Genomic DNA, 21,418 nt, shown 5'->3' on the forward strand with positions numbered 1-21,418 from the left:
AAGCGCGGACTCCCACGGTGGACTGTGATCGTGCGCTTCCTGCCGGCGTCGTTCCTTCCGCTCCTGGCGGTTCCCGCCTGCCGGTACGTACTGAACGGATTGGCGTGTCCCATTCACCGCAGTCCCCGCCCGAACGGGAGGGCACCGGCGATGAAGGCAGCCCATTGCTGACCAGCCAGTAGCCGCAATTCGACGAAGGCTCCCGCCGCCGCGGACTCGAGCTCCTGCCTATGGCGGGCTAAGTCTTGAAGCGTGGCCGCGGTAATCGTTACGTACGCGGCTGGCCGCACGTCTCCGTGACCGGCGACGATCTCTTCCTCCCGCTGGGTCACCTCTTCTTCCTCTGCCCGTTGTTCACGGGTGAGCGGCCTGTCGAAGCGGGTGTTGATCCGCCGCCGGGTTTCATGGGCTTCCTGCGCGGAACGAATGTCCCGCAGGGCCTCGGTCGTGGGTACGACCCGGATCACCTCGGTCACCGTATGGCGGAACTCACCGACGTAGATCAAGGGGTGTAAGAAGCCTGGAAACACTTTCTGCCGCGGCCATTCGGCAATCCAGAACGTTTGATGAAAACCGGAGTCAGTCCGCACAAAGGTCCAATGCTCATCTACCGCCATCGGCCCGGCAGCGACGCCCGGCGCCCTTGGTTCTGTAGCGTTCTGCGGGCCCGGCCCCGGCGCCGTCGTGCTGACCGCGGGCTGCCGGACCGGGGTTGTCGGGGCGGCCGGATCAAAGGCGCCGCCGACGACGTCGAGAACCGCTGTTTCCGGGAGCCATTCCTCTACCCTGACATTGTGTGTGCCCAGCGCGGTAGTCATGGCCTCGACCTCAAGCCGCAGCACCTGCTCGACGCCGACCAGTCCCCCGCCTGACTCCTTGATTCGACGTCGCGCTTTGCCCGTGTCGACAACGAGAGCGAGCAAGAGGTCGTGGCTCATGGCCGATCCGGCCGCGGCGATCAGGTCCTCGTAAGCGCGCTGACCCCAGGTGAGTTCTTTTGGGGTGCTTGAAGGCTGTGGGACAGTGCGTTCGTAGAAGTTGCGTAAGGCCGACGAGAGATAGGGAACTGTGTAGTCCTGGACGGCGATTCTGGCGACGTTGCTGCGCTGGGCCATGCCTGCCTGCACGCGGGACCAGGCTTGAACCGCCGATGCCTTGTCGTCAGAGTCCAGGAGCACGAATGATTTGGCGCTGCATCGCAGCACGGCGATCGCTTCCTTGGCTCGGGCATCCACGATAAATGACTCACCGGTTGAGGTGCGACGCAATTCCAGGTTTCCCAATCCGCCCGGCAGCGCCAGGTGCCCCGCTAAGGCCGGGCGCTCCGGTCTGACGAGGAAACGGGTCTGCCGGGCGGCCAACCGGGACAGGAACAAGGCTGCATGCCCGGCCCATACCGGGTAAGGAATCCTCGAATACTGGAGCAACCCGAGCAGGATGAGTGACAGCCACATTGGTCCGGATGCGAAGAAGCCAACTGGTCCGCGAAGTGCTGACGCCGTGCTGGCGACAAGGACCCCGCCCGCCAGCAGCAGCAGCTGGTACCACTTCAAGCCCATAAAGATGCCGCGACGCTCGTACCGGGGGAACTTAACGGCCTCGAGGGCGCGCGAATTTTCAGCCATGGGAATCACCGTCATTCTGGTGCTGGACAACTGCTTGCTGTCGGATGGGCGGGCGGCCCGGCGTTGCCATCGGAGGCCCCGGCGGGGAGGTTGGCGGCGGTGGCGAAGAGGTTGGCTGCGGGGTAGTTTGCTGCGGTGCCGTTTGAGGGACCGTCTGATCAGCCGCCTGGCTCAGCGGCGTGGTCTGCTCGCCGATTACGCGTGTATCCGGGCTCACAACCGTTGCACTCGTATGCGAATTCGGCCCGCTCCGGCCTCCATGTGCCCGGGGTGAGGGTCGCTCGGTAGCCGTGGCGCCGGCGTCGAGCATCAACGGTGAGGCAGCGCCCTTGGGAGGCCCAGGCGAAGTCGTGCCGGTATGCGTTGGCGGCAGCGGTGCCCGAGGTGGCAGCACACGAGTAGGAAACTGCGGTCGGCTCGACTGGATCGGACGGGTCGCGGTTGAATGAGATGCCAGGCCCGCGAGCGTGAGGCGGCCGCCGGCCTGTCTGCTGATCTGCCGGGCGGCAAAGCCAGAGCTTCGAGAAAGCACGTGACCGCCTCCCGCAGTTTGCGCGGCTGCTGCAAGCTCACCACCGGCGAAACTAACCAGGCGCAACGCCATCAGCGGAGCACCACACGCCAAGGCCATTCCGACTACGCCTGCTGCCAGTCCAGCGAATGACTTCGACTCAGCAAAGAGCTTGATGGCCACGGCCAGCACGGTCGCGGCTAACGGCTTGGCGAGAAGCAACGCGACGACGATCTCGCACCACCGCCGTGCCCACGTTTGCGTCTTTTCCCACGGCATGAGCATGAGAGCGACCGGGGCAACTGCGGCGAGCACTATGAGCGCAAAGGATCGAAAGATCATCGAACACATCAGGATGAACGCGAGAACCCAAACAACGATGACTGCCATGGCAGTGACGACAACCGCACCGGCCGCGCCGCCACTGGACCCGGGAGCCAAGGAGACGACATTCCAGTCCCTGCCGGCGCCGGCCGGAGCCTTTTCGAAGCCGAAGAGCCTCATGAAAAGCATGTACGGATCTGTCCCAAGGGAGCCAAGAAGCGCCGAGGACGCCGAATCACTGATTTTGGTGAGCTGGCGGACCAAAAACACGGCAGCTGCGACCAGAGGGACAGCGGCAGCCCCGCCTACTAGTGCACGCACAAGACGGCGGGGTTGTTGGCTGATCAAACCCGACAGCAGCTGGAGGATTATGGCAACGACAAGGGGTGTCATCATGACGACGACCCACCAACTCGTGAGCCCTTCGACAGCGATCCACTGCGAATCATCTACGTCTGAGAAACTGAACGCACCAGTGATGAAGGACCAGATCCACGAGGCGATGTTCTGAAGAATATTCGCAAAAAGCGATGTAATGGAACCCTGGATGCCGTCGTTCGCTTGGGAGACAAGACCGCACCCCGGTGGCCACCATCCGTTGAGATCACAATCAACAGGCATGATGACTCAGACCTAGAATCCGAGATTGAACGCCGACTGGGACCAAAGGATATAGCCGTTAATGGCACCCAGTATTGCTGCCACCGGGCCTGTCCAGAGCAGGATCATGCCCCCACCGGAGGCGAGCCGCGAAGATTGGCTCAACTTGCCTGCCAACAGCATCGCGGCACCGATGATCGCGACAATGGCAATTACTATGAAGGCACCGACGAGGATGCCGCCGCCGATCTGTTTCAGCGATTCGAGAAAGGGAAAGTCGGCGTTAGGGGTAATTCCAGGATCCACAGCTGCCAGCAACATCGGGCGCTCCGTCTGTCGTCTTCGAATGGAATGAGGGGTTTGGGCTCACGACTTCATAGACGCTGCGGCGTGGGGCAACATGACTGCTGTTGATGCCCGGCACGGATTCTCAGCTTCTGGGTCATCCTGCCGCGCCCAGAGAAGGATCCCGCTTCCCCGTGAGCGAACGGGAGCCGCCGCACCTGGCCGCAAAACCCGCAATTTGGTTCACCCCTGTCCACGCCAGCCAGGATGAGCCCCCTCGGTCGCTGGCGCCGCGAAAGACTTGGGCAGAACTGCATTCGGAGAAAGGCACTCGTGAAGCCCTTCGGAGGCTTTTGCGGAACCCGCGACTGAAGGTCCCTACATCGCACGTTCGGGCAGAGCCACCTGCTGCCGCTGCAACCTCACGGACCTTGTGCATCGGAGGACCGATCAGGAGGACCCCAGGACAGGCTCGATCCGGTTCCCGAACTGCGCCGAGCTGGTGCGGTGAGGTGTAGGCTGGACCGGCAAGGCAGGAGAAGTGACATGGAAGGACGGTCCGGTGACCTACCGGAGCCGGGTTTGGAATTCAGCGGTCACCCGCCCAGGACGAAATGATGAACAGAAACTTGGGCGAGCGCTTAGGCCGGGACAGCAGCAGCGAATGAAACAACCGTGACGTTGCCGTAGACGCCATGTTCACCACCCCCGTGACTCCCCTGACCGTCCGGCACCCGGGCCTAATCTGGGCCGTGGCCGCTAACCCTGTGCACTGGTCCGCCCGGAGGACTAATGGGACACCCGGCGCACCGTAGCCATCAGCAGCGACGACCTAATGAGCATCGAATGCTAGCATCTCCAGGTCCGTCTCGAGTCCAACTCGGCCCTGCGAATCTCCTCGCTGCGCCCGCACCCGCTTTCGACCCGGTGGCTGCAGGAAGCATCAGCGACTAGGTGTACAAAGAAAACACGTTAAGGGCCCACCATTGGCGGCCTCCTCTGGACTTTAAGTGGGCCGCTCATTCCCACCTTCAGTGAACCCAGGAATCCTCAAGCTCCCTGAATAGTTCTTCAAGATCCTTGTCTATCTGAACTTCACCATGGAAACGAAACTGAGCGTAGGAGCGATAGAGCGGCTCTGCAAAACGAAACTGGGAAGTGCCAACCTTACGAAGAATTGGCTCCTCACCTTGTGTCAAGCGCTGCAAATAGTTTGTCAGATTGCTTGGACGGTACTGGGGTTCGTTGACCCTGATAGAAGCCAGTAACTCTGCATGATTCATACCGTGCTTCGGCCCGGTAGCCAGAGCCCGGATGATTAGACCACCGTTGTCGTATTTCCTGACTCGCTTCCGACCGACGGCGTCGTCAAATATCGCCCTCAGCGAATCAGATGAAGATGAGATGTAGGACGTGACAGCCATGCGAAGGTGCTCGGCCGTAACCGGCTTTTGCTCTTCGCTTGTTTCGTATATTCCGGCGTTGCGGCAAGATGTAAGCGCGAGTCGGTGGCACACCTTGGCCAGACCACTAGACAAGTTGACGATTTCATCAGCAACTCCGGACATATCCGCATTCAGCAGTCCTCCTCCCTGATCAATCAGGGAGTGCAGCTCGTGGTCCTCTAGGACGGGAACCTCTACTTCACTGATGCGATGACGCATCTCTTCATCTGCTTTGACGACCTGATGGGCTGACTCCACGGCACCTACCAGAACCATCCGAACATCTCCCGAATCTTCCGCTGCATCGCAGAACAGCTTGAGCACCTGGGCTATCGATTCCTTGACGTCATCGGTCACCTTGTGGAAGTCCTCGACAACCCAGTGCATACCCAGCGCCCCTAGCATCGTCGCAAGTCTTTGAGGGGTCAATTGCGCTGGTAAAAGCCGCCCTTCTTTCGTCGTCGACGATGAGTGAATCGTTCCCTCCAGCAAACCCTTGATGACTTTGAGGTCGGCCGTCAGAGAGGTGCGCGCCTTCTGCCCTGCCTCGGATGAAACTTCCTGAACAACTGTGGCTCCAAGCCGATCGAAAGCATCAAAAAGAATGGATTCGTAAGTCGAATTCTTGGTGCAAGGGGTCGTTATTGCTTCTTTTCCAAACTCCTCGAGCTTTCGCCGTAACAGGGTGGTTTTACCGGCGCCTGATTCCCCATAGATAACTAGCTGCATACCTGGGGTGGTCAGCGCATCATACATCTTGTCGTGGAGCTGGTGTCGGTCCAAGTAATTAGCACGGGCACGACTGGTGGGCGTGAAAATTTCCTGAACCTCGTATATCTCCATAATCGGAATATACCAGTCTGCGAGTAGAGTCTCGCATTGATTATCCAAGACCCGCGCAATGACCCTCGGTGGGGCATCAGTTGGGCCCGTCAACCAAGAAAATAACTTACACCTGGGCGAATTACTCGGAGGCTGGAGTTCCTGGAGGCTATGTCTTCACTGATCCGGCCCGGCCCCAGCGGTAAGACGACACCGTCCGGATGACGATCCGTCAGCGAGCTCTTCCGGACGTCGGCGACGTGTTCGAGAAGGTCTTCGTAGAGGACTGTGAGTTCGAAGAGCTGGTGGTCAGTGCGGGCGTCGGTGCACCCGAGCTCTGTGCCCTACCGATCGGCGAACCCCGCGACGACTGAAAGCAACGGGCTTGCCCGCGGGAATCATCCGACGAAGGCTAACTGATCCATATGAAGCTCGATCAGTACACTCCTGAGTGCCGACCCCGGACTGGCAAATCCATATGGCCTTGTGCGCCTGTGGAGGTGTTAAATTTCGTTCTCAGACTACCCCGTATTCACCACTTCTGCCCGGCCGGCATGAGGCTAGAACGTGTTTATAAGGTTGCAGCTGACAGCATCACGGCAATAGATCAAAGTACGCCGTATCCGTATTCCAAGCTATTGGGTGCAGCAACGTGCCCACCGCGGGGTTTAGCGCGCTGTACATCATGCCGTCTCCCGCATAAATGCCAACGTGTCCCCAGTTGTTTGGCCCTTGTGCGTTCTGGACTACGAGGTCCCCTGGTTGGGGAGTCTCAGTCCGAGTACCGACTTTCCATTGCTCAACACGCGGAAGGTTAATTTCGGCCTGCTTATAAATCCATTGCACGTAGCCCGAGCAGTCCCACGCTTTGAAGGCCGTCCCGCCCCACACGTATGTTCCGCCGACACCCTGTTGAGTGAAACGCAGAATGTCCTTGCGTACGTGGCTCAGATTTTTTGGCTCGCTTGTCGCTGCCGCCGCCTTGGACGGGCTCGTGCACTCAGCGGGCGAGATTCCGTCCCCAAGCGCCTCAACAATGGCCGTTGCATCAGCCTCCCACCGCGCGTATAACTCTGGAAACGCCGACACCTGAACGGCCTGCGCAGCTTGGCCTTTGTTCATGGATTGCCAACCTCGGATATCCAACAACCCCGGCGGGCTTCCGCGGTTGGGGCCAGTGGGTCCGCCGTAAAAGGCTCGCACGTTGTACTTGGGATCCATCAACTGTGCGACGGTTCCCCAGCCGGCCGCAGGACGTTGCTGGGCGGTGCCGAGGGAATCATGATCGCTGCCGGTGCCGTCGTGCGGGTACTTGAGCGAGGCAGGTACGTTCACATTGGCAAGGACCCGGAGGCTGGATTCCTGCAGGGCCATCATGATTGCGATGATCTGACCCTCTCGGGGTACCCCCAGTTGCTGGCCAATGGAGACGTAGTCCCCCGCGACCGCCATTTGCCTGTCGGTCACAATGACCTCAGCCTGGGTGCTTGGGCGGATACGCAAAGCGCGGGATCCACTGGCGGCTGGCTCGCTGGCCCCGCCACTTTCGGAGCAGACATCGGAGGTGTCAGCCGAGGTATCAGCCGCGCTCGCGCCGAGCACCGCAACGGCCGCACTAAACGCGAAGGCGCCCGCGAGGATCAGGATTGAGGCCGCGGCCAGGAACACCCGCAGAAGGGCCCGCCGCTTAACCAACCCAGCTAAAAGCACTGCGGCGGGCATCAATAGACGATTCTGCTCGGTGCGGCGTAGAAGCCGACCATGACGCAGTGATCAGGCGGAGCTGTTACCGCGGGCGGGCAGTTCACCATCACGCTGACGGGTGCGGTGTAGGTGTTGGTGGTCGAAGCCGTTTGATCCAGAACCCTAAGCGAGACTGTGCACACATGCAGGCCCTCCCATGGCGCCGGCCGCTCCCGAACCTCGGCCAGTTCGTTGTCGCAGCTCAGGGATTCGACCGAGGCCGAACGGTATGCCTGTTGTTCGGCCAGAGTCGTATAGCTTCCTGCGTTGATCCCAGTTGCTTCGAACTCCTGGACCAGCACTGCAAGTGGATTGGAACCGTCCGGCAGGACATCCCACCAGTCACGGAGGCGTGAGTAGACCTCCGAGTATGACGACTCTCGCGTGTCCCAGGTGTAGATCGCCGTCGCTGCCGCGGCGACGAGCTCACGGAAATCAGTTGTGCGAGGTGCGCCGTCTGCGTCGGGATTCACAACGTCTGGAACCATCGTCGAAGTTTGTGCTGGCGTCCCGGGGGAAGCAGTCGCCGGCCTCGGCGTAATGGGCGTCGCCGACGACGGTGGAACTGGAGCCGATGCGGGCGTGGCCGCCGGCCGCACGAAAGCGATGAGCGCCGTGAACACGCTCAGGAGCACAATTGCAAACATCCACCAGAAACGCTGGCTGTTTGAGCCAGGCTGCGAGATTCTTCGCGTCAAGGACATCTGAGCCTCCTTCTCGCCTGTTCATGGCGGTAGGCCGGGCCCACCACATGACTCAGCAGGCAGTCCGCGTCCCGGCTTGGAGGATCTTCCATGCCGTTTGATACAGTCGGCGCGCGAAACCGATCTGAACAGCCAGATAGCGCTCGGTGACGCCCAGCTGGGTGGCCAACACCTCCAGAGCCCTCTTTCGTTCGGGTCCTCGGAGGCCCGGGCGAACAACGGTCTCGGCAGTTCTGCGGAGCACCGGTGTGGGCAAACAGTCTGCTGCGTGCCGAGACACGTCTCCGATGTTGCAGATGGCCGCCTGCTCAACGTTCAATGCGTTTTGAACGGTCTTCGCCGTCTGGCGCACCACGGTCACCGCGTGCCAGCGACGGCGGTCCTGCGGCGACGGCGGACCATACTGCCGAGGCCCTGTGAGGCTCTCGATGGCAAGATTCCAGACTCCCGCTGGCACGCTGGCCCCGGTCAGTTCAATGATCATTCGTGCCCACTGCTGGTCAATGACCTTATCGGCACTATGACCTCCGTTCCGGTCCATGCCCAACACCGCCAGTGCATCTAACGACGCCGGCCCGTCAGTCCCGGGATCCGTGAGCAGCGGGAGCGCTTGATGGCGCAGCTCTCGGCGGACGTGCGCGGCGCACACGTTCGCACACACCCCCTGAACCCAGGCGCCGAAGGGAATGCCGGGGAGCTGACGGTAATGACCCCGTGTCACCCCATCCCACACCGCGATCCGGATGTCCTGCATCACGTCGTCCACGTCGCAGGACCTGCCGATCCGCGCGAGATGCGAAACCACGTATCGCTGCACGCCGTCGACGGCGATCATGATTTGATCCACCGGGATCGAAACCGCGTCCTGCTCTGGCGCCCGACGGAATGAGACATCGATGGTTTTCATACTTGTTTGATCTTGGTGGGCTTGATTCGCCCTGGATTCGACGCGCATGGTCTTCACCGCTTTGACTAAACGACTCCAATAAGGCCGGCGTCGGCACGGCCGGCGCCTCAGATGTGGCTGGAACAATCAGCGTCAACCACGACTACATTAAGGCTATAAAAACTATTGTCAAAGGTACTTAAAGTATTGTCAAGACTGCGAGTCTTACTTTTTGGGGTTCGTTCGGTAAGAATGGTTCCATGCCCAGGATTACGCAGCCGCACGACGAAGCCTGGTCGAACGACGTCGAAGCCGCCGTGGCGACCTTCGGCAACAGGTCACGCAACGAGATCCTCCGCTACCTTTCCGCGCATGGTCCGGCGACCCGTGGTGACATCGTGGCGGCAGTGAGCGCCGGTGAGCCGAGCGTGGCCAAGCACCTGCTTGCCCTTGAGGAGACTGGCGCCATCGCCGTGGACCTTGATCCTGGCCGACGGCATGGACGCTCGCCGCGCTATTCAGCCGACCCTGAACGGATCAAGAATTTGCTGGCGGCTCATCTTCAATATCTGTTGGAAGACTAGTTGCAGCCTCTTCCGCTCCAGGATGGCGATCGATGTCCTTGTTGAGGTATTCAGAGATGACCCTTAGCGTTTCCGGCGACACATCGCCCAGCGTCCGCGCAGCGAAGGACTTCACCCTTGCCGCACGTAGGGACTTCACAAACTCGAGCTGCGAATCGATCCGTTCGGGCAATTCGGCGTCATCGCCGGTCAGGTACGACGGGTCAACGTTGAAGATGTTGCACAACCCCGCCAACAGCACCGGATCGCTGACCAGACGCCCAGTCCCCTCTTTCATATAAAACCAGCGGGCGCGGGACAACTTGATGCCTCTACCCCCGAGTTCGGCCTGAACCTCCCGGAACGTCACGGGCTTCCCACGTTCAGCGACCACGACATCGAGTAACAGGTTCAGACGACGAGCCAGCTGGGCTTGAGCAGACAACACATCACTTGGCTCCGTCTCGTCCATCCTCGCTGCGCACCCTTCCATCACATATAGGGGACAGCAGCCCGGTCAGGTGCTACGAATCCCCTATGCCCCAGTATTGCCCGCGTCATCTCGCGCGGCAATCAACTGCTCGATTCAATGCTCCAAACAGGACACCAGTTTAAGGTGCGACGACTCACGCAGTGCCAGGGTTCGGGTCGCGGGTGGTTCCAGGTTATTTCTGAGGTGAGCCTCTTCCACGTGACCTCAACCGGGAGTACCCTGCTTGTGTAGACCCGTCTACACATACACCCCAAATCACTCCTCAGGTTGTGGCCTCCATGACGAGCATCTTGATGAACCGAACACGCAGCCAAATTGTCCGCTTCCTGCTGAGAAACGGGCCCTCAACCTCCGGCGAAGTCGGATCCGAACTCGGAGTGTCTCAACCAGCCATCCGTCGGCACCTAGCACTGCTACGTTGTGCTGGTCTTGTGGAAGCCAGCGCAGCCGCCAGATTCACTGCACGCCCGGATCAAGTACTGAAAGAAATCGAAGCCATCGCCGCCACCTTCACTATCGAGGTCAAGCCCTAATTGGTACTCCCCTGGAAGTAGCGACGCTCGCACCGGCGCAAGGAGGCACCGGTCATTGCCACGAAGTCATGCCGCCGAGTCCACTGGCGTCCATGGACTAGGAACACCGCCGGCAGCACGTACCGGCAGCAACGCCGACACGCAGGAGAATCTCTAATGACTATCACAGCAGAAAGCAGCGGAGGGCCCGGTTCGGCCCCACAACAATGGCTCACGCCAAAAGAGATCTGCGCTCAGCTCCAGATCCCCGAACAGACGTTCTATCAATGGCGGGTGAAACACGTCGGACCGAAAGCTCATCGGATCGGTAAGCATCTGCGTATCAGCCGCCAAGACTTTGAGTCATGGTTGTCGGCAAGACTGGAACCATAGAAGGCTGGCAGATCCTGCCCCAGTCACTGGAACGACGTCCCACCCCAGCTCCACACCCCACTGCGAAGAGCCCTTAACAGACCTTCCTGCTTCTGTCATGCCGCACACATCGTTGTCGCCGATTAACTAGAACTATCGCCAGCGAGGCGCCATTTACCGTTCAGAAACCAGGAGAGGGGTTCAGTGAGGAACATGAAACTAAAGTTCTTTGAACCAGCCGAGGCGGCCGCAGTCCTAAAGTGTTCAGAAGCTTGGCTCCGGGCCGGTGTGGTGAAGGGCGAGTTCCCCCACACCGTCTGGGGGAAGGGGAAAGTGGTCTTCACATCATCACACTTGAGACAGATCGCTGAGCTGCGCGAAGTCCGTTCCGTCGGACAGCCCCGACAACCTATCCGGGTCATCGGGACGAGGGCCCGTCAAAAGACCTCGTGATTCAGGCGGAGCCGACTCGCCATTCGCGCCAGATAACGGCGGACCGCTCCACAGCGTCAGCAGAATCTTGCAGCGCCTGAGGCATTAGGTGACCGTATACCTGTTCTGTCGTCCGGGTAGAGGCATGGCCAAGCCGTCTCGAAACAATAAAGAGTGATACACCATCCTGTATTAGCCAGGACGCGTGTGTATGGCGTAGATCGTGGACGCGAGGCGTCTTCTTCAGCCCCTGCGATTGAGCTGCTTTCACTGCTGGCAGCCAATAATGGCGCCAGAACAGTCCATGCATAATTCTCTCGCCCTTTGGGGTCGAGAAGAGGAGTTCGCTTCCCTGACGGCTCGCTACCAACGGTATTAGTACATCGACGAGTTGAGGATTCAACGAAACGGTCCTCTTTCCGGCTCCGGTCTTTGTCGCACCGATGTAGTACTGCGACCCGGCGCCGCGCTTCCAGGCCTTATTGATTCTTATGGTGGCTGGCTTTGACATGAGATCGACATCAGCCACAGACGCTGCGGTGGCTTCACCAAAACGAGTTCCGGTCATCACCAGGAACTCGGTGAAGGCTTTGTACCGCTCCCCCATGCACTCGAGAATCAGTCCAAATTCGGAGTGAGTCAGAAACCGTGCTTCATCCTCTGCTTTCTCGCCCGTCGGTAGTTGGACCCCCCGACAAGGATTGTCAGTCCGATACCCCAACATCATGGCCGTTTCCATCGAAGCAAAGATCAGACCGTGATTGTTCCTGATCGTCTTGGGAGATCGGCCCTTCTTCTGCATCGCTTTGATCCAGTAGGTGAGGTGCCGATAATCCAGTTTGTCGACTGGTATATGTCCAATGACATTCGCAATATGTAGGTCCAACATCGTTTGGTACGTCTGTACCGTGCCAACGGATGGCCTAACGAGCAGGTCGATATGTTCCTGAATTACAGCCGCTACAGACGGCGCCCTCGTCTGGTTCTTTACCATTGCGTGCTGAGCGATAGCGAAGGACTGGTCGTTCGCGTCGAGCAGGCGCTTGAGAGTCTCGGCTTCCGACGAAGATGCGAAGCTGATTGCCTCTTGTTTTCGGGTCTGAGGGTTCCGCCAGCGAACCGTGAACGATTGAGATCCGTCCGACTTTCTACGCGCCCAGATGCTCGCCATGCACCTAATTTTAGGCTTCGTGTGCACAGATTACGAGATTTTGTGCACACTTACTTACCCAATACCCCTCTGACTAGGGGAAACACTGTGCCCGAAGTGGGACTTGAACCCACACATCTTTCGATACTGCATTTTGAGTGCAGCGCGTCTGCCAATTCCGCCATTCGGGCCAACATGCACCCCGACGAATAGGAGATGAACAACTCAAGCCTTCGTCAGTGCGCGAAACCACTCTACATGCCGATAGGCTGTTTCAGTGAACCGGCAACGGGCACTGCCCTGCCGGGCAATTTGATTGATTGAACAAGGAGCCTGCTGTGTCTGAATCCAACGAGCCGACCGTCTCGGGTGTTGCGCGGCGCGTGATTGTTGCCGAGGATGAAACCCTCATCCGTCTGGACATTGTGGAGATCCTCCGCGGTGAAGGGTACGACGTCGTCGCCGAAGCCGACAACGGCGAAAAGGCAGTGCAGCTTGCCAAGGAGCACAAGCCCGATCTGGTCCTGATGGACGTGAAGATGCCAGTCATGGACGGGATCACCGCCGCGGAGCAAATCGTCAAAGCTCGCATCGCCCCCGTGGTCCTGCTGACCGCATTCAGCCAAAAGGAACTGGTGGAGCGGGCCCGCGACGCCGGCGCCATGGCGTACGTCGTCAAGCCGTTCACCCCCGCAGACCTGATCCCGGCCATCGAGATTGCCCTCTCCCGCCACGAGGAGATCAAGGCGCTGGAGAACGAGGTCTCAGGTCTGCAGGAACAGTTCGCCACCCGCAAGCTGGTGGAGCGCGCCAAGAGTCTACTCACCACCAAGATGGGCCTCACCGAGCCCGAAGCCTTCCGCTGGATCCAGAAGACGTCGATGGATCGCCGCCTCAGCATGCGCGAGGTCGCCGAAACCATCATTAACCAGGTCAACTGACAGCGCGCCGATCAAGCCACAAGGGCCCCGCCAGACGATTCTGGCGGGGCCCTTCTGCTGTTACCGGCTTACTTGAGCTTGTTCTTGACCGGCCAGGGGCCGACCTTTTCCTTGTTCGGGGTGTAGCCGCTCGGCAGCTGCCCGGCGTCGGCAATGTCACCCACCTTATGGACCTTGATGGAGTTGGTCGAGCCGGCCTGTCCGGGAGGTGAGCCAGCAGCGATGACTACCAGGTCGTTGGGCTCCACCAGACCCTGTTCCAACAACATCCGGTCCACCTGAGCGGTCATCTGGTCTGTGTGCTCCACGAAGGGGACGAGCATAGGCTGGATCCCCCAGATCATCGCCATCGTGTTCAGAGTGGACTGCACCGGCGTGAACGCGAACACCGGCTTGGTTGGCCGCAGACGGGACAGGCGCCGCGCCGAATCGCCGGACTGCGTGAAGGTACAGATGTACTTGGCGTCCAACTGGTCGGCGATCTCCACCGCCGCGCGAGTGATCGCACCGCCGCGGGTCTTCGGCTTGCTGCCGAGTGGCGGCACCCGGTCAAGGCCGTGCTTCTCCGTGGACTCGATGATGTTGGCCATCGTCTGCACGGTCTCCATGGGGTACTTGCCCACGCTGGTCTCACCGGAGAGCATGACGGCGTCGGCGCCATCCAAGACAGCGTTGGCGCAGTCGGACGCCTCGGCGCGGGTCGGCCGTGGATTGTCAATCATTGACTCAAGTACCTGGGTGGCGACGATCACGGGCTTGGCCCAGCGGCGAGCGAGCTCGATGGCCCGCTTCTGCACGATGGGCACCTCTTCGAGCGGCAGTTCCACGCCCAGGTCGCCGCGAGCCACCATGATGGCGTCGAACGCGTCGATGATTTCCTCAATCGCGTCCACCGCCTGCGGCTTCTCGATCTTGGCGATCACGGGAACGCGGCGCCCTTCTTCGTCCATGATCTCGTGGACGCGGACGACGTCGGACGCGTCCCGCACGAAGGACAACGCCACCATATCAACGCCGCGCTGGATGGCCCACCGGAGGTCGGCCTCGTCCTTATCACTCATCGCCGGCACGCTCACAGCAACGCCGGGCAGGTTGATGCCCTTGTTGTTCGACACCGCGCCGCCCACTGTCACGACGGCTACGACCTTGACGTCGTCGACCTCGGTGGCCCGCATCGCTACCTTACCATCGTCGATCAGGAGGGAGTCCCCCACCTTGACGTCCTTGGGGAGCCCGAGGTGCGTGGTCGAGCAGATGTCCTGGGTACCGAGAATGTCCTCGGTAGTGATGGTGAAGATGTCGCCCGGAACCAGCACATGGGGTCCGTCAACGAACCGGCCGAGCCTGATCTTGGGTCCCTGCAGGTCAGCGAAAATGGCGACTGGGCGGCCCAGCTCCTCAGCGGCCTGCCGCACGAACTCGTAGGTCTGGTTGTGCACGCCGTGATCGCCGTGACTCATGTTCATCCGGGCAACGTCCACACCGGCTTTCAACACCGCCAAAGTGTTCTCGTAGCTTGCAATCGCGGGGCCGAATGTTGCAACAATTTTCGCGCGTCTCATGAAACCTAGCCTAGTCGTCTTGTGATCGGTGGTCGTGGTAATGCGCGGCCGTCTGCCCGCGGGATGGTGACATCAAAGCACTGCCATGGCGCGGTCCGTGGGAGCCACCGGTGCCGGCAGTTTTGTTTCCCCCATCAGCCACTGATCCACCGCTGCGGCGCACGCGCGCCCCTCCGCGATGGCCCAGACAATCAGCGACTGTCCGCGGCCGGCGTCGCCGGCCGCAAAAACTCCGGGCGTGTTGGTCATGTAGTAACCGTCCCGGCCAATGTTGCCGTGCTCGTCAAACTCCGCCTGCACCTGCTCGGTGATGCCTGCCTGCTCCGGCCCGGTGAAGCCGAGGGACAGAAACACCAGATCGGCGGGGATATCCCGCTCGGTTCCAACTTTCGGGACCCGGCGCCCGTCAACAAATTCTGTCTCGGCCACCCGGATGGCGGTCAGTTTGCCGTTCTCCCCCACGAATTCGACGGAGGAGGCGAGGTAGGTTCGTTCGCCGCCTTCTTCGTGAGCGCTGGCAACCTCGAACAGGGTAGGAAACGTAGGCCATGGCTGGTGTGCGGCACGGTCCGCCGGCGGCTGCTGCCCGATGGCCAGCGTCGTCACCGACGCGGCGTGCTGCCGGTGGGCAGTACCCAGGCAGTCAGCACCAGTGTCACCGCCGCCCAGAATGACCACGTGCTTGCCTTCGGCCTGGATCTGATCCTCGACGACGCCGCCGGCACTCACCCGGTTAGCCTGCACCAGGTAATCCATGGCGAAGTGGACGCCCTCCAGTTCCCTGCCCGGGATGGGCAGGTCGCGGGGAATGGTGGCGCCGGTGGCCACCACCACAGCGTCGTAGCGGCGACGCAGCTGATCCCAGCTGATGTCCTTGCCGACGGCGACGCCGGTCCTGAACCGGGTACCCTCGGCGCGCATCTGCTCAAGTCGACGCTCCAAGTGGTGCTTCTCCATCTTGAAGTCGGGGATCCCGTAGCGCAGGAGTCCGCCAATCTTGTCGTCGCGCTCGTACACCGCAACGGTGTGCCCGGTGCGGGTCAGCTGCTGTGCGGCCGCAAGCCCTGCCGGGCCGGAGCCGACGACGGCGATGGTCCTGTCGGTCAGCCGCTCCGGCGGATGTGCCTCGACCCAACCCTCGGCGAAGGCCTCATCGATGATGGACACCTCCACCTGCTTGATGGTGACCGGCGGCTGGTTGATCCCCAGCACGCAAGACGCCTCGCACGGTGCAGGGCACAGCCGGCCGGTGAACTCGGGGAAGTTGTTGGTGGCGTGCAGCCGCTCGATCGCTTCCCTTCCTTTGTCCCGGTAGGTGAGGTCGTTCCACTCCGGGATCAGGTTACCCAGCGGGCAGCCCTGATGGCAGAACGGGATGCCGCAGTCCATGCAACGTCCGGCCTGGGCCTTGAGGACACCCTTTTCCTGCGCCTCGTACACCTCTTTCCAGTCCATGATCCTGACCGGCACGGGCCGTCGGGGTTGGGTCTGGCGTTCGCGTACCTTCATGAATCCGCGTGGATCACCCACCGGTTACCTCCAAGATTCGGGTCCAGGCTTCTTCGCCGTCGGGGTCGAGGCCTTCTTCGATGGCCGCAGCCCGCGCATCAAGCACCGCCGCGTAGTCGCGCGGCAACACCTTGGTGAGCCGGGCAACGGTGTCCTCGAAGGTCTCCAGCAGGTGAGCTGCCAACGTCGATTCGGTTTCTTCGACATGCTTGATCATCAGTTGGCGGACAATCTCGATGTCCTCGGCATCGAGCTCGACGAGCTGAAGCTCGCCGTTCTCGAGGCTCTGGACGTTCATACGCCGCCGGTTCAGGTCCAGCACGTAGGCGGTGCCGCCGGACATGCCGGCCCCGAAGTTCCGGCCGGTCCGCCCCAGGATCAGGGTCTGCCCACCCGTCATGTACTCGCAGCCATGGTCGCCGATGCCCTCAACGACCGCTGTGGCACCCGAGTTACGGACCAGGAAGCGCTCCCCCACCTGTCCTCTGAGGAAGATCTCACCGCTGGTCGCCCCGTAGCCAATCACGTTGCCGGCAATGACGTTGCGGTCCGCGGCGAACACGTTGGACCGGTCCGGCCGCACAATGACCCGGCCACCGGAAAGCCCCTTGCCCACGTAGTCGTTCGAGTCGCCGAACAGCCGCAGCGTGATGCCCGCCGGCAGGAACGCGCCGAGCGACTGGCCGGCCTGCCCGGTCAGCGTGATATCGATGGTGTCAGTGGCGAGGGTGTCGACGCCAAACAGCCGGGTCACTTCATGGCCCAGCATGGTGCCGACCGAGCGGTCAGTGTTGACGACGTCGACCGAGATCCTCACCGGTGCGCGGTTTTCGAGCGCGTCGGCGCTCATCTCGATGAGCTTCCGATCGAAGTGCTGGTCCAGCTCGTGGTTCTGGGTGGTCATGTTGCGCATTGGCGCATCGTCGCCGAATTCGTTGCCGCGTAGGATCGGATCGAGATCCAGCCCATCGGCCTTCCAATGGTTGATTGCCTTGCGGGCATCAAGTGATTCGCTGTGACCGATGGCCTCTTCGATGGACCGGAAGCCCAAGCTGGCCAGGATCTCCCTGACCTCCTCGGCGATGAACTCGAAGAAGTTGACCACAAACTCGGGCTTTCCGGTGAACCTGCTGCGCAGTTCTGGGTTCTGGGTGGCGACGCCGACGGGGCAGGTATCCAGGTGGCAGACGCGCATCATGATGCAGCCCGAGACGACCAGCGGCGCCGTCGCAAACCCAAACTCCTCCCCGCCAAGCAGCGCGGCGATGACGACGTCACGCCCGGTCTTGAGCTGGCCGTCCACCTGCACCACCACGCGGCCGCGGAGCCCGTTCAGCATCAGGGTCTGCTGGGTTTCAGCGAGCCCCAGCTCCCAGGGGACCCCGGCATGTTTGAGGGAGTTCAGCGGGCTCGCACCGGTGCCGCCGTCGTGCCCGGAGATGAGCACGACGTCGGCCCTGGCCTTGGTCACTCCGGCCGCGACGGTGCCGATCCCCACCTCGGAGACCAGTTTGACGTGGACGCGGGCCGACGGGTTGGACCGCTTCAGGTCATAAATGAGCTGGGCAAGGTCTTCGATCGAGTAAATGTCGTGGTGCGGTGGCGGTGAGATCAGTGCCACACCGGGCGTCGAGTGCCGGGTCCGGGCCACCCAGGGGTAGACCTTCTGGCTCATCAGCTGACCGCCCTCCCCGGGCTTGGCCCCCTGCGCCATCTTGATCTGGATGTCGGTGGCGTTGGTCAGGTACAGGCTGGTCACCCCGAACCGGCCCGAGGCAACCTGCTTGATGGCGGACCGGCGCTTGGGGTCGAGCAGCCGGTCGACGTCCTCGCCGCCCTCACCGGTGTTGGACTTGCCCCCCAACCGGTTCATGGCGATGGCGAGTGTCTCGTGGGCTTCCTGGGAGATGGACCCGTAGCTCATGGCCCCCGTGGAGAACCGCTTGACGATGCTGGAGACGGGCTCCACCTCGTCGATGGAGATCGGTTCACGCACCCCGTCCTTGAACTGGAGGAGCCCGCGTAGGGTCATCAGTTCCTTGGACTGGTCGTCGACACCGCGGGTGTACTGCTTGAAGATGTCGTAGCGCCGCTCACGGGTGGCATGCTGGAGCCTGAAGACCGTCTCCGGGTTGAACAGGTGGGGTGGGCCTTCACGTCGCCACTGGTATTCGCCGCCGTTGTCGAGGCTCCGGTGCGGATCGTCGATGCCATCCTCGGGGTACGCACTGGCGTGACGGGCAGCCGTTTCAGCGGCCAGCACATCCAGCCCGACGCCGCCGAGTTGGGTCTGGGTGCCGTGGAAGTATTCGTCGACCAGTTCCTGGCCAAGACCGAGCGCTTCGAAGGTTTGGGCGCCGCAGTAGGAGCCGACGGTTGAGATGCCCATCTTGGACATGATTTTCAGGACGCCCTTGCCGAGCCCTTTGATGAGATTCGCAACGGCCTGCTCCGCGGTGACGCCGGTGACGTCACCGTTGCGGACCAGTTCCTCACAGCTTTCCATGGCCAGGTAGGGGTTGATCGCTGAGGAGCCGTAGCCGATCAGCGCTGCCACATGGTGGACTTCTCGCACGTCTCCTGCCTCTACCACGAGCGAGGTCTTGGTCCGGTTGGCGCTCTTGAGCAGGTGATGGTGGACGGCGCTGGTGAGCAGCAGCGACGGAATCGGCGCCCATTGCGCGTTGGAGTCACGGTCCGAGAGCACGATGTACTGGATGCCCCGGTTGATGGCGCTGGAGACCTGCTCGCAGATTTCGGCGAGCCGTGCCCGCAGGGACGCCTCGCCCCCCTCGGGGCGGTAGAGGCCGCGCACCTTCATGCTGATGCGTTCGCCGTCGTCGTTGGCCAGGTTGGCGATCTTGGCCAGCTCGTCGTTGTTGATGACGGGGAAGCTCAGGCCCACCTGCCGGGCGTGCACCTGCCTCGTGGAGAGCAGGTTGCCGTTCGGCCCGATCGAGGCGCGCAACGACGTAACCAGTTCCTCCCGGATGGAGTCCAGCGGCGGGTTGGTGACCTGCGCGAAGGACTGCACAAAGTAGTCGAAGAGCAGCCGTGGCCGTTTGGACAGCACTGCCACCGGGGTGTCGGAGCCCATGGCGCCCAACGGTTCCGCACCGGCCTTCGCCATCGGACCGATGAGGATGCGCAGTTCCTCCTGGGTGTACCCGAAGGTACGCTGGCGGCGGTTGATGGACGCCTTGGTGTGGAGGACGTGCTCCCGTTCGGGGAGGTCTTTCAGGCGCAGGAGGTTGTCCTTGACCCATTCGCCCCACGGGTTGGCCGAGGCGATTTCGGCCTTGATTTCCTGGTCCTCGATCACCCGGCCCTCCTCGGTGTCGACGAGGAACATCTTGCCCGGGGACACCCGGCCCTTGTGCACCACCGTGGACGGATCGATGTCGATGACGCCCACCTCGGAGGCGAGCACCACCAGTCCGTCCTCCATCACCCAGTAGCGGGCGGGCCGGAGTCCGTTGCGGTCCAGGACCGCGCCAACGAGCGTGCCGTCGGTGAAGGACACGGCGGCTGGGCCATCCCACGGCTCCATGAGCATCGAATGGTACTGGTAGAACGCCCGCCGGGCGGGGTCCATGGTCGAATGGTTTTCCCACGCCTCGGGAATCATCATCATGATGGCGTGGGTGATCGGACGACCGGACAGCATCAGCAGTTCCGCGACCTCGTCGAACGACGCCGAATCGGACGCCCCGGGAGTGCAGATGGGAAACAACTCTTCAGGATCGTCACCCAGCAGGCTGTGGGACAGTTGCGACTGGCGGGCACGCATCCAGTTCCGGTTGCCCTTGACCGTGTTGATTTCGCCGTTGTGGGCGATGGTCCTGAACGGCTGCGCCAGCGGCCAGGACGGGAACGTGTTGGTGGAGAACCGTGAGTGGACGATACCCAGCTTGGTCTTGAACCGTGGATCGGACAGGTCGGGGTAGAACGGCTCCAGCTGTGCCGTGGTAAGCATGCCCTTGTAGACCATGGTCTTCGACGACAGGGAGGGGAAGTAGACGCCGAGTTTGTTCTGGGCGCGCTTCCGGACCCGGAACGCCAGCGCGTCAATGTCAACGGCGTCGACATCGTTCGGAGCCAGGAAGAGTTGCACGAAATGCGGCATGCAGGCACGGGCCATGGCACCGACCAGGTCGGCCTGGATGGGGACGTCCCGCCAGCCCAGGACGGTCATCCCCTCGGACTCGGCGATCGCTTCCAGCCCGGCACGCGCGGTGTGTTCCTCGCGGCCCGCGGCGGGGAGGAAGGCGGTCCCGACGGCGTACTGCCCGGCCGGCGGGAGGTCGAAGTCGACGACGGCCCTGAAGAATTCGTCGGGTACCTGCGTGAGGAGGCCTGCACCGTCGCCGGTACCCTCGTCGGCGCCCACGGCGCCGCGGTGTTCAAGGTTCCGCAGGGCGGTGAGCGCATGGTCGACAATGTCGTGTCCCGGTTCGCCGCGGAGGGTGGCGATGACGGCGAGGCCGCACGCGTCCTTCTCGTTCTCCGGGTTGTACAGTCCCTTGGCCTTAGGGATGGTGGCGAACCGGTCGAAGGGTGATTCGACGGCGGAGCCGGCGCGGCCGGGCCTGGCGACCCGGGTTGGGGCGTCGTCGACGATCGACGTGGCCGGATCGTCCTGACCCGGCGAGCCGGTTGCAGCCGTGTCGGTCACAGCGTCGTCGGACGCTGCGGTGTCGCCGGTCAAGTTGCCGCCGGTGGTGGTGCCGGAAGTGGGAGTGTTCATAGGTAGAGTCCTTCCCCCAGAATGGAGCGTCGGGAGGGGACGGCCTTGGCCCCAGGTCTGCAGCCTCTTGTGGCTGCGCACTGCACGAACTTATTAAGATTCTATGGCGTGGCTGACGTTCCCCGGAGGTCCCTGGGACAACGATTGCAGAACGAACGGGCATTTCTGTGCCCGGCCATAACCGGAGCGCCG

The 21,418-nt window shown here is 61.8% G+C and carries 18 protein-coding genes and 1 tRNA gene; 6 read left to right on the forward strand and 13 right to left on the reverse strand.

The features are described from left to right. Positions 1 to 113 precede the first annotated feature (113 nt). From ACX80G_RS11220 to ACX80G_RS11235, 4 genes are all read right to left on the reverse strand, one after another. Positions 114 to 1,625 carry an SCO6880 family protein gene (locus ACX80G_RS11220; protein ID WP_459307724.1) on the reverse strand — a complete coding sequence of 504 codons (1,512 nt, stop codon included), beginning with the start codon at positions 1,623 to 1,625 and terminating at the stop codon, positions 114 to 116. Beyond that, complete coding sequence (locus tag ACX80G_RS11225; protein WP_459307725.1) at positions 1,618 to 2,856, reverse strand: type IV secretion system protein; 1,239 nt, start codon at positions 2,854 to 2,856, stop codon at positions 1,618 to 1,620. The genes ACX80G_RS11220 and ACX80G_RS11225 overlap by 8 nt, the downstream gene beginning before the upstream one ends. 237 nt (positions 2,857 to 3,093) lie before the next feature. Further along, positions 3,094 to 3,381 (reverse strand): hypothetical protein, encoded by a 288-nt coding sequence (locus ACX80G_RS11230; protein WP_116778069.1) that lies wholly within the window; start codon positions 3,379 to 3,381, stop codon positions 3,094 to 3,096. Between the two features lie 995 nt (positions 3,382 to 4,376). After that, entirely contained in the window at positions 4,377 to 5,633 is a 1,257-nt protein-coding gene (locus ACX80G_RS11235; RefSeq protein WP_459307726.1) for an AAA family ATPase, read from the reverse strand. A gap of 200 nt (positions 5,634 to 5,833) precedes the next feature. Between ACX80G_RS11235 and ACX80G_RS11240 the strand changes: the two genes are divergently transcribed. Then, positions 5,834 to 5,986, forward strand: a complete 153-nt coding sequence (locus ACX80G_RS11240) for a hypothetical protein (RefSeq protein ID WP_459307727.1) — start codon at positions 5,834 to 5,836, stop codon at positions 5,984 to 5,986. Positions 5,987 to 6,206: 220 nt separating this feature from the next. Here the strand turns inward: ACX80G_RS11240 and ACX80G_RS11245 are convergent, their stop codons facing one another. Both ACX80G_RS11245 and ACX80G_RS11250 read right to left on the reverse strand, forming a co-directional pair. Beyond that, positions 6,207 to 7,334, reverse strand: a complete 1,128-nt coding sequence (locus ACX80G_RS11245) for a C40 family peptidase (protein WP_459307728.1) — start codon at positions 7,332 to 7,334, stop codon at positions 6,207 to 6,209. Further along, positions 7,334 to 7,843, reverse strand: coding sequence for a hypothetical protein (locus ACX80G_RS11250; RefSeq protein ID WP_459307729.1), 510 nt, complete (start codon positions 7,841 to 7,843; stop codon positions 7,334 to 7,336). The genes ACX80G_RS11245 and ACX80G_RS11250 overlap by 1 nt, the downstream gene beginning before the upstream one ends. A 52-nt stretch (positions 7,844 to 7,895) precedes the next feature. Here ACX80G_RS11250 and ACX80G_RS11255 point away from each other — a divergent pair, with 52 nt between their 5' ends. Then, the gene (locus ACX80G_RS11255) at positions 7,896 to 8,063 is read left to right on the forward strand and encodes a hypothetical protein (protein ID WP_459307730.1); all 168 of its coding nucleotides are present in this window, start codon (positions 7,896 to 7,898) and stop codon (positions 8,061 to 8,063) included. A 48-nt stretch (positions 8,064 to 8,111) separates the two neighbouring features. Here the strand turns inward: ACX80G_RS11255 and ACX80G_RS11260 are convergent, their stop codons facing one another. Further along, entirely contained in the window at positions 8,112 to 8,966 is an 855-nt protein-coding gene (locus tag ACX80G_RS11260) for an RNA polymerase sigma factor (RefSeq protein ID WP_459307731.1), read from the reverse strand. A gap of 239 nt (positions 8,967 to 9,205) precedes the next feature. Here ACX80G_RS11260 and ACX80G_RS11265 point away from each other — a divergent pair, with 239 nt between their 5' ends. Then, positions 9,206 to 9,529, forward strand: coding sequence for an ArsR/SmtB family transcription factor (locus ACX80G_RS11265; RefSeq protein WP_459307732.1), 324 nt, complete (start codon positions 9,206 to 9,208; stop codon positions 9,527 to 9,529). On the opposite strand, the gene ACX80G_RS11270 is transcribed toward ACX80G_RS11265, so the two are convergent. Next, positions 9,483 to 9,980 (reverse strand): hypothetical protein, encoded by a 498-nt coding sequence (locus ACX80G_RS11270; protein WP_459307733.1) that lies wholly within the window; start codon positions 9,978 to 9,980, stop codon positions 9,483 to 9,485. The two genes, ACX80G_RS11265 and ACX80G_RS11270, sit on opposite strands and share 47 nt — an antisense overlap. 314 nt (positions 9,981 to 10,294) lie before the next feature. Here ACX80G_RS11270 and ACX80G_RS11275 point away from each other — a divergent pair, with 314 nt between their 5' ends. Beyond that, positions 10,295 to 10,534: a helix-turn-helix domain-containing protein gene (locus ACX80G_RS11275; protein WP_459307734.1), complete on the forward strand. Its 240-nt coding sequence runs from the start codon at positions 10,295 to 10,297 to the stop codon at positions 10,532 to 10,534. Between the two features lie 156 nt (positions 10,535 to 10,690). Next, the gene (locus tag ACX80G_RS11280) at positions 10,691 to 10,906 is read left to right on the forward strand and encodes a helix-turn-helix domain-containing protein (RefSeq protein ID WP_459307735.1); all 216 of its coding nucleotides are present in this window, start codon (positions 10,691 to 10,693) and stop codon (positions 10,904 to 10,906) included. Positions 10,907 to 11,339: 433 nt separating this feature from the next. Here the strand turns inward: ACX80G_RS11280 and ACX80G_RS11285 are convergent, their stop codons facing one another. Beyond that, on the reverse strand, positions 11,340 to 12,488 hold the full coding sequence (locus tag ACX80G_RS11285) for a tyrosine-type recombinase/integrase (protein ID WP_459307736.1): 1,149 nt from the start codon (positions 12,486 to 12,488) through the stop codon (positions 11,340 to 11,342). Positions 12,489 to 12,576: 88 nt separating this feature from the next. After that, a tRNA-Leu gene (locus tag ACX80G_RS11290) sits at positions 12,577 to 12,658 on the reverse strand. A 147-nt stretch (positions 12,659 to 12,805) separates the two neighbouring features. Here ACX80G_RS11290 and ACX80G_RS11295 point away from each other — a divergent pair. Further along, positions 12,806 to 13,408, forward strand: coding sequence for an ANTAR domain-containing response regulator (locus ACX80G_RS11295; protein ID WP_459260250.1), 603 nt, complete (start codon positions 12,806 to 12,808; stop codon positions 13,406 to 13,408). A gap of 68 nt (positions 13,409 to 13,476) precedes the next feature. Here the strand turns inward: ACX80G_RS11295 and pyk are convergent, their stop codons facing one another. The 3 genes from pyk to gltB all read right to left on the reverse strand — a co-directional run bounded on the left by pyk (position 13,477) and on the right by gltB (position 21,226). Beyond that, the gene (gene pyk / locus ACX80G_RS11300; protein WP_459307737.1) at positions 13,477 to 14,970 is read right to left on the reverse strand and encodes a pyruvate kinase; all 1,494 of its coding nucleotides are present in this window, start codon (positions 14,968 to 14,970) and stop codon (positions 13,477 to 13,479) included. 72 nt (positions 14,971 to 15,042) lie between these two features. Beyond that, positions 15,043 to 16,500, reverse strand: a complete 1,458-nt coding sequence (gltD, locus tag ACX80G_RS11305) for a glutamate synthase subunit beta (protein ID WP_459307738.1) — start codon at positions 16,498 to 16,500, stop codon at positions 15,043 to 15,045. Next, positions 16,493 to 21,226 (reverse strand): glutamate synthase large subunit, encoded by a 4,734-nt coding sequence (gene gltB, locus ACX80G_RS11310; RefSeq protein ID WP_459307739.1) that lies wholly within the window; start codon positions 21,224 to 21,226, stop codon positions 16,493 to 16,495. The genes gltD and gltB overlap by 8 nt, the downstream gene beginning before the upstream one ends. Positions 21,227 to 21,418: the final 192 nt, after the last annotated feature.

Source organism: Arthrobacter glycogeni (genome assembly GCF_054510815.1).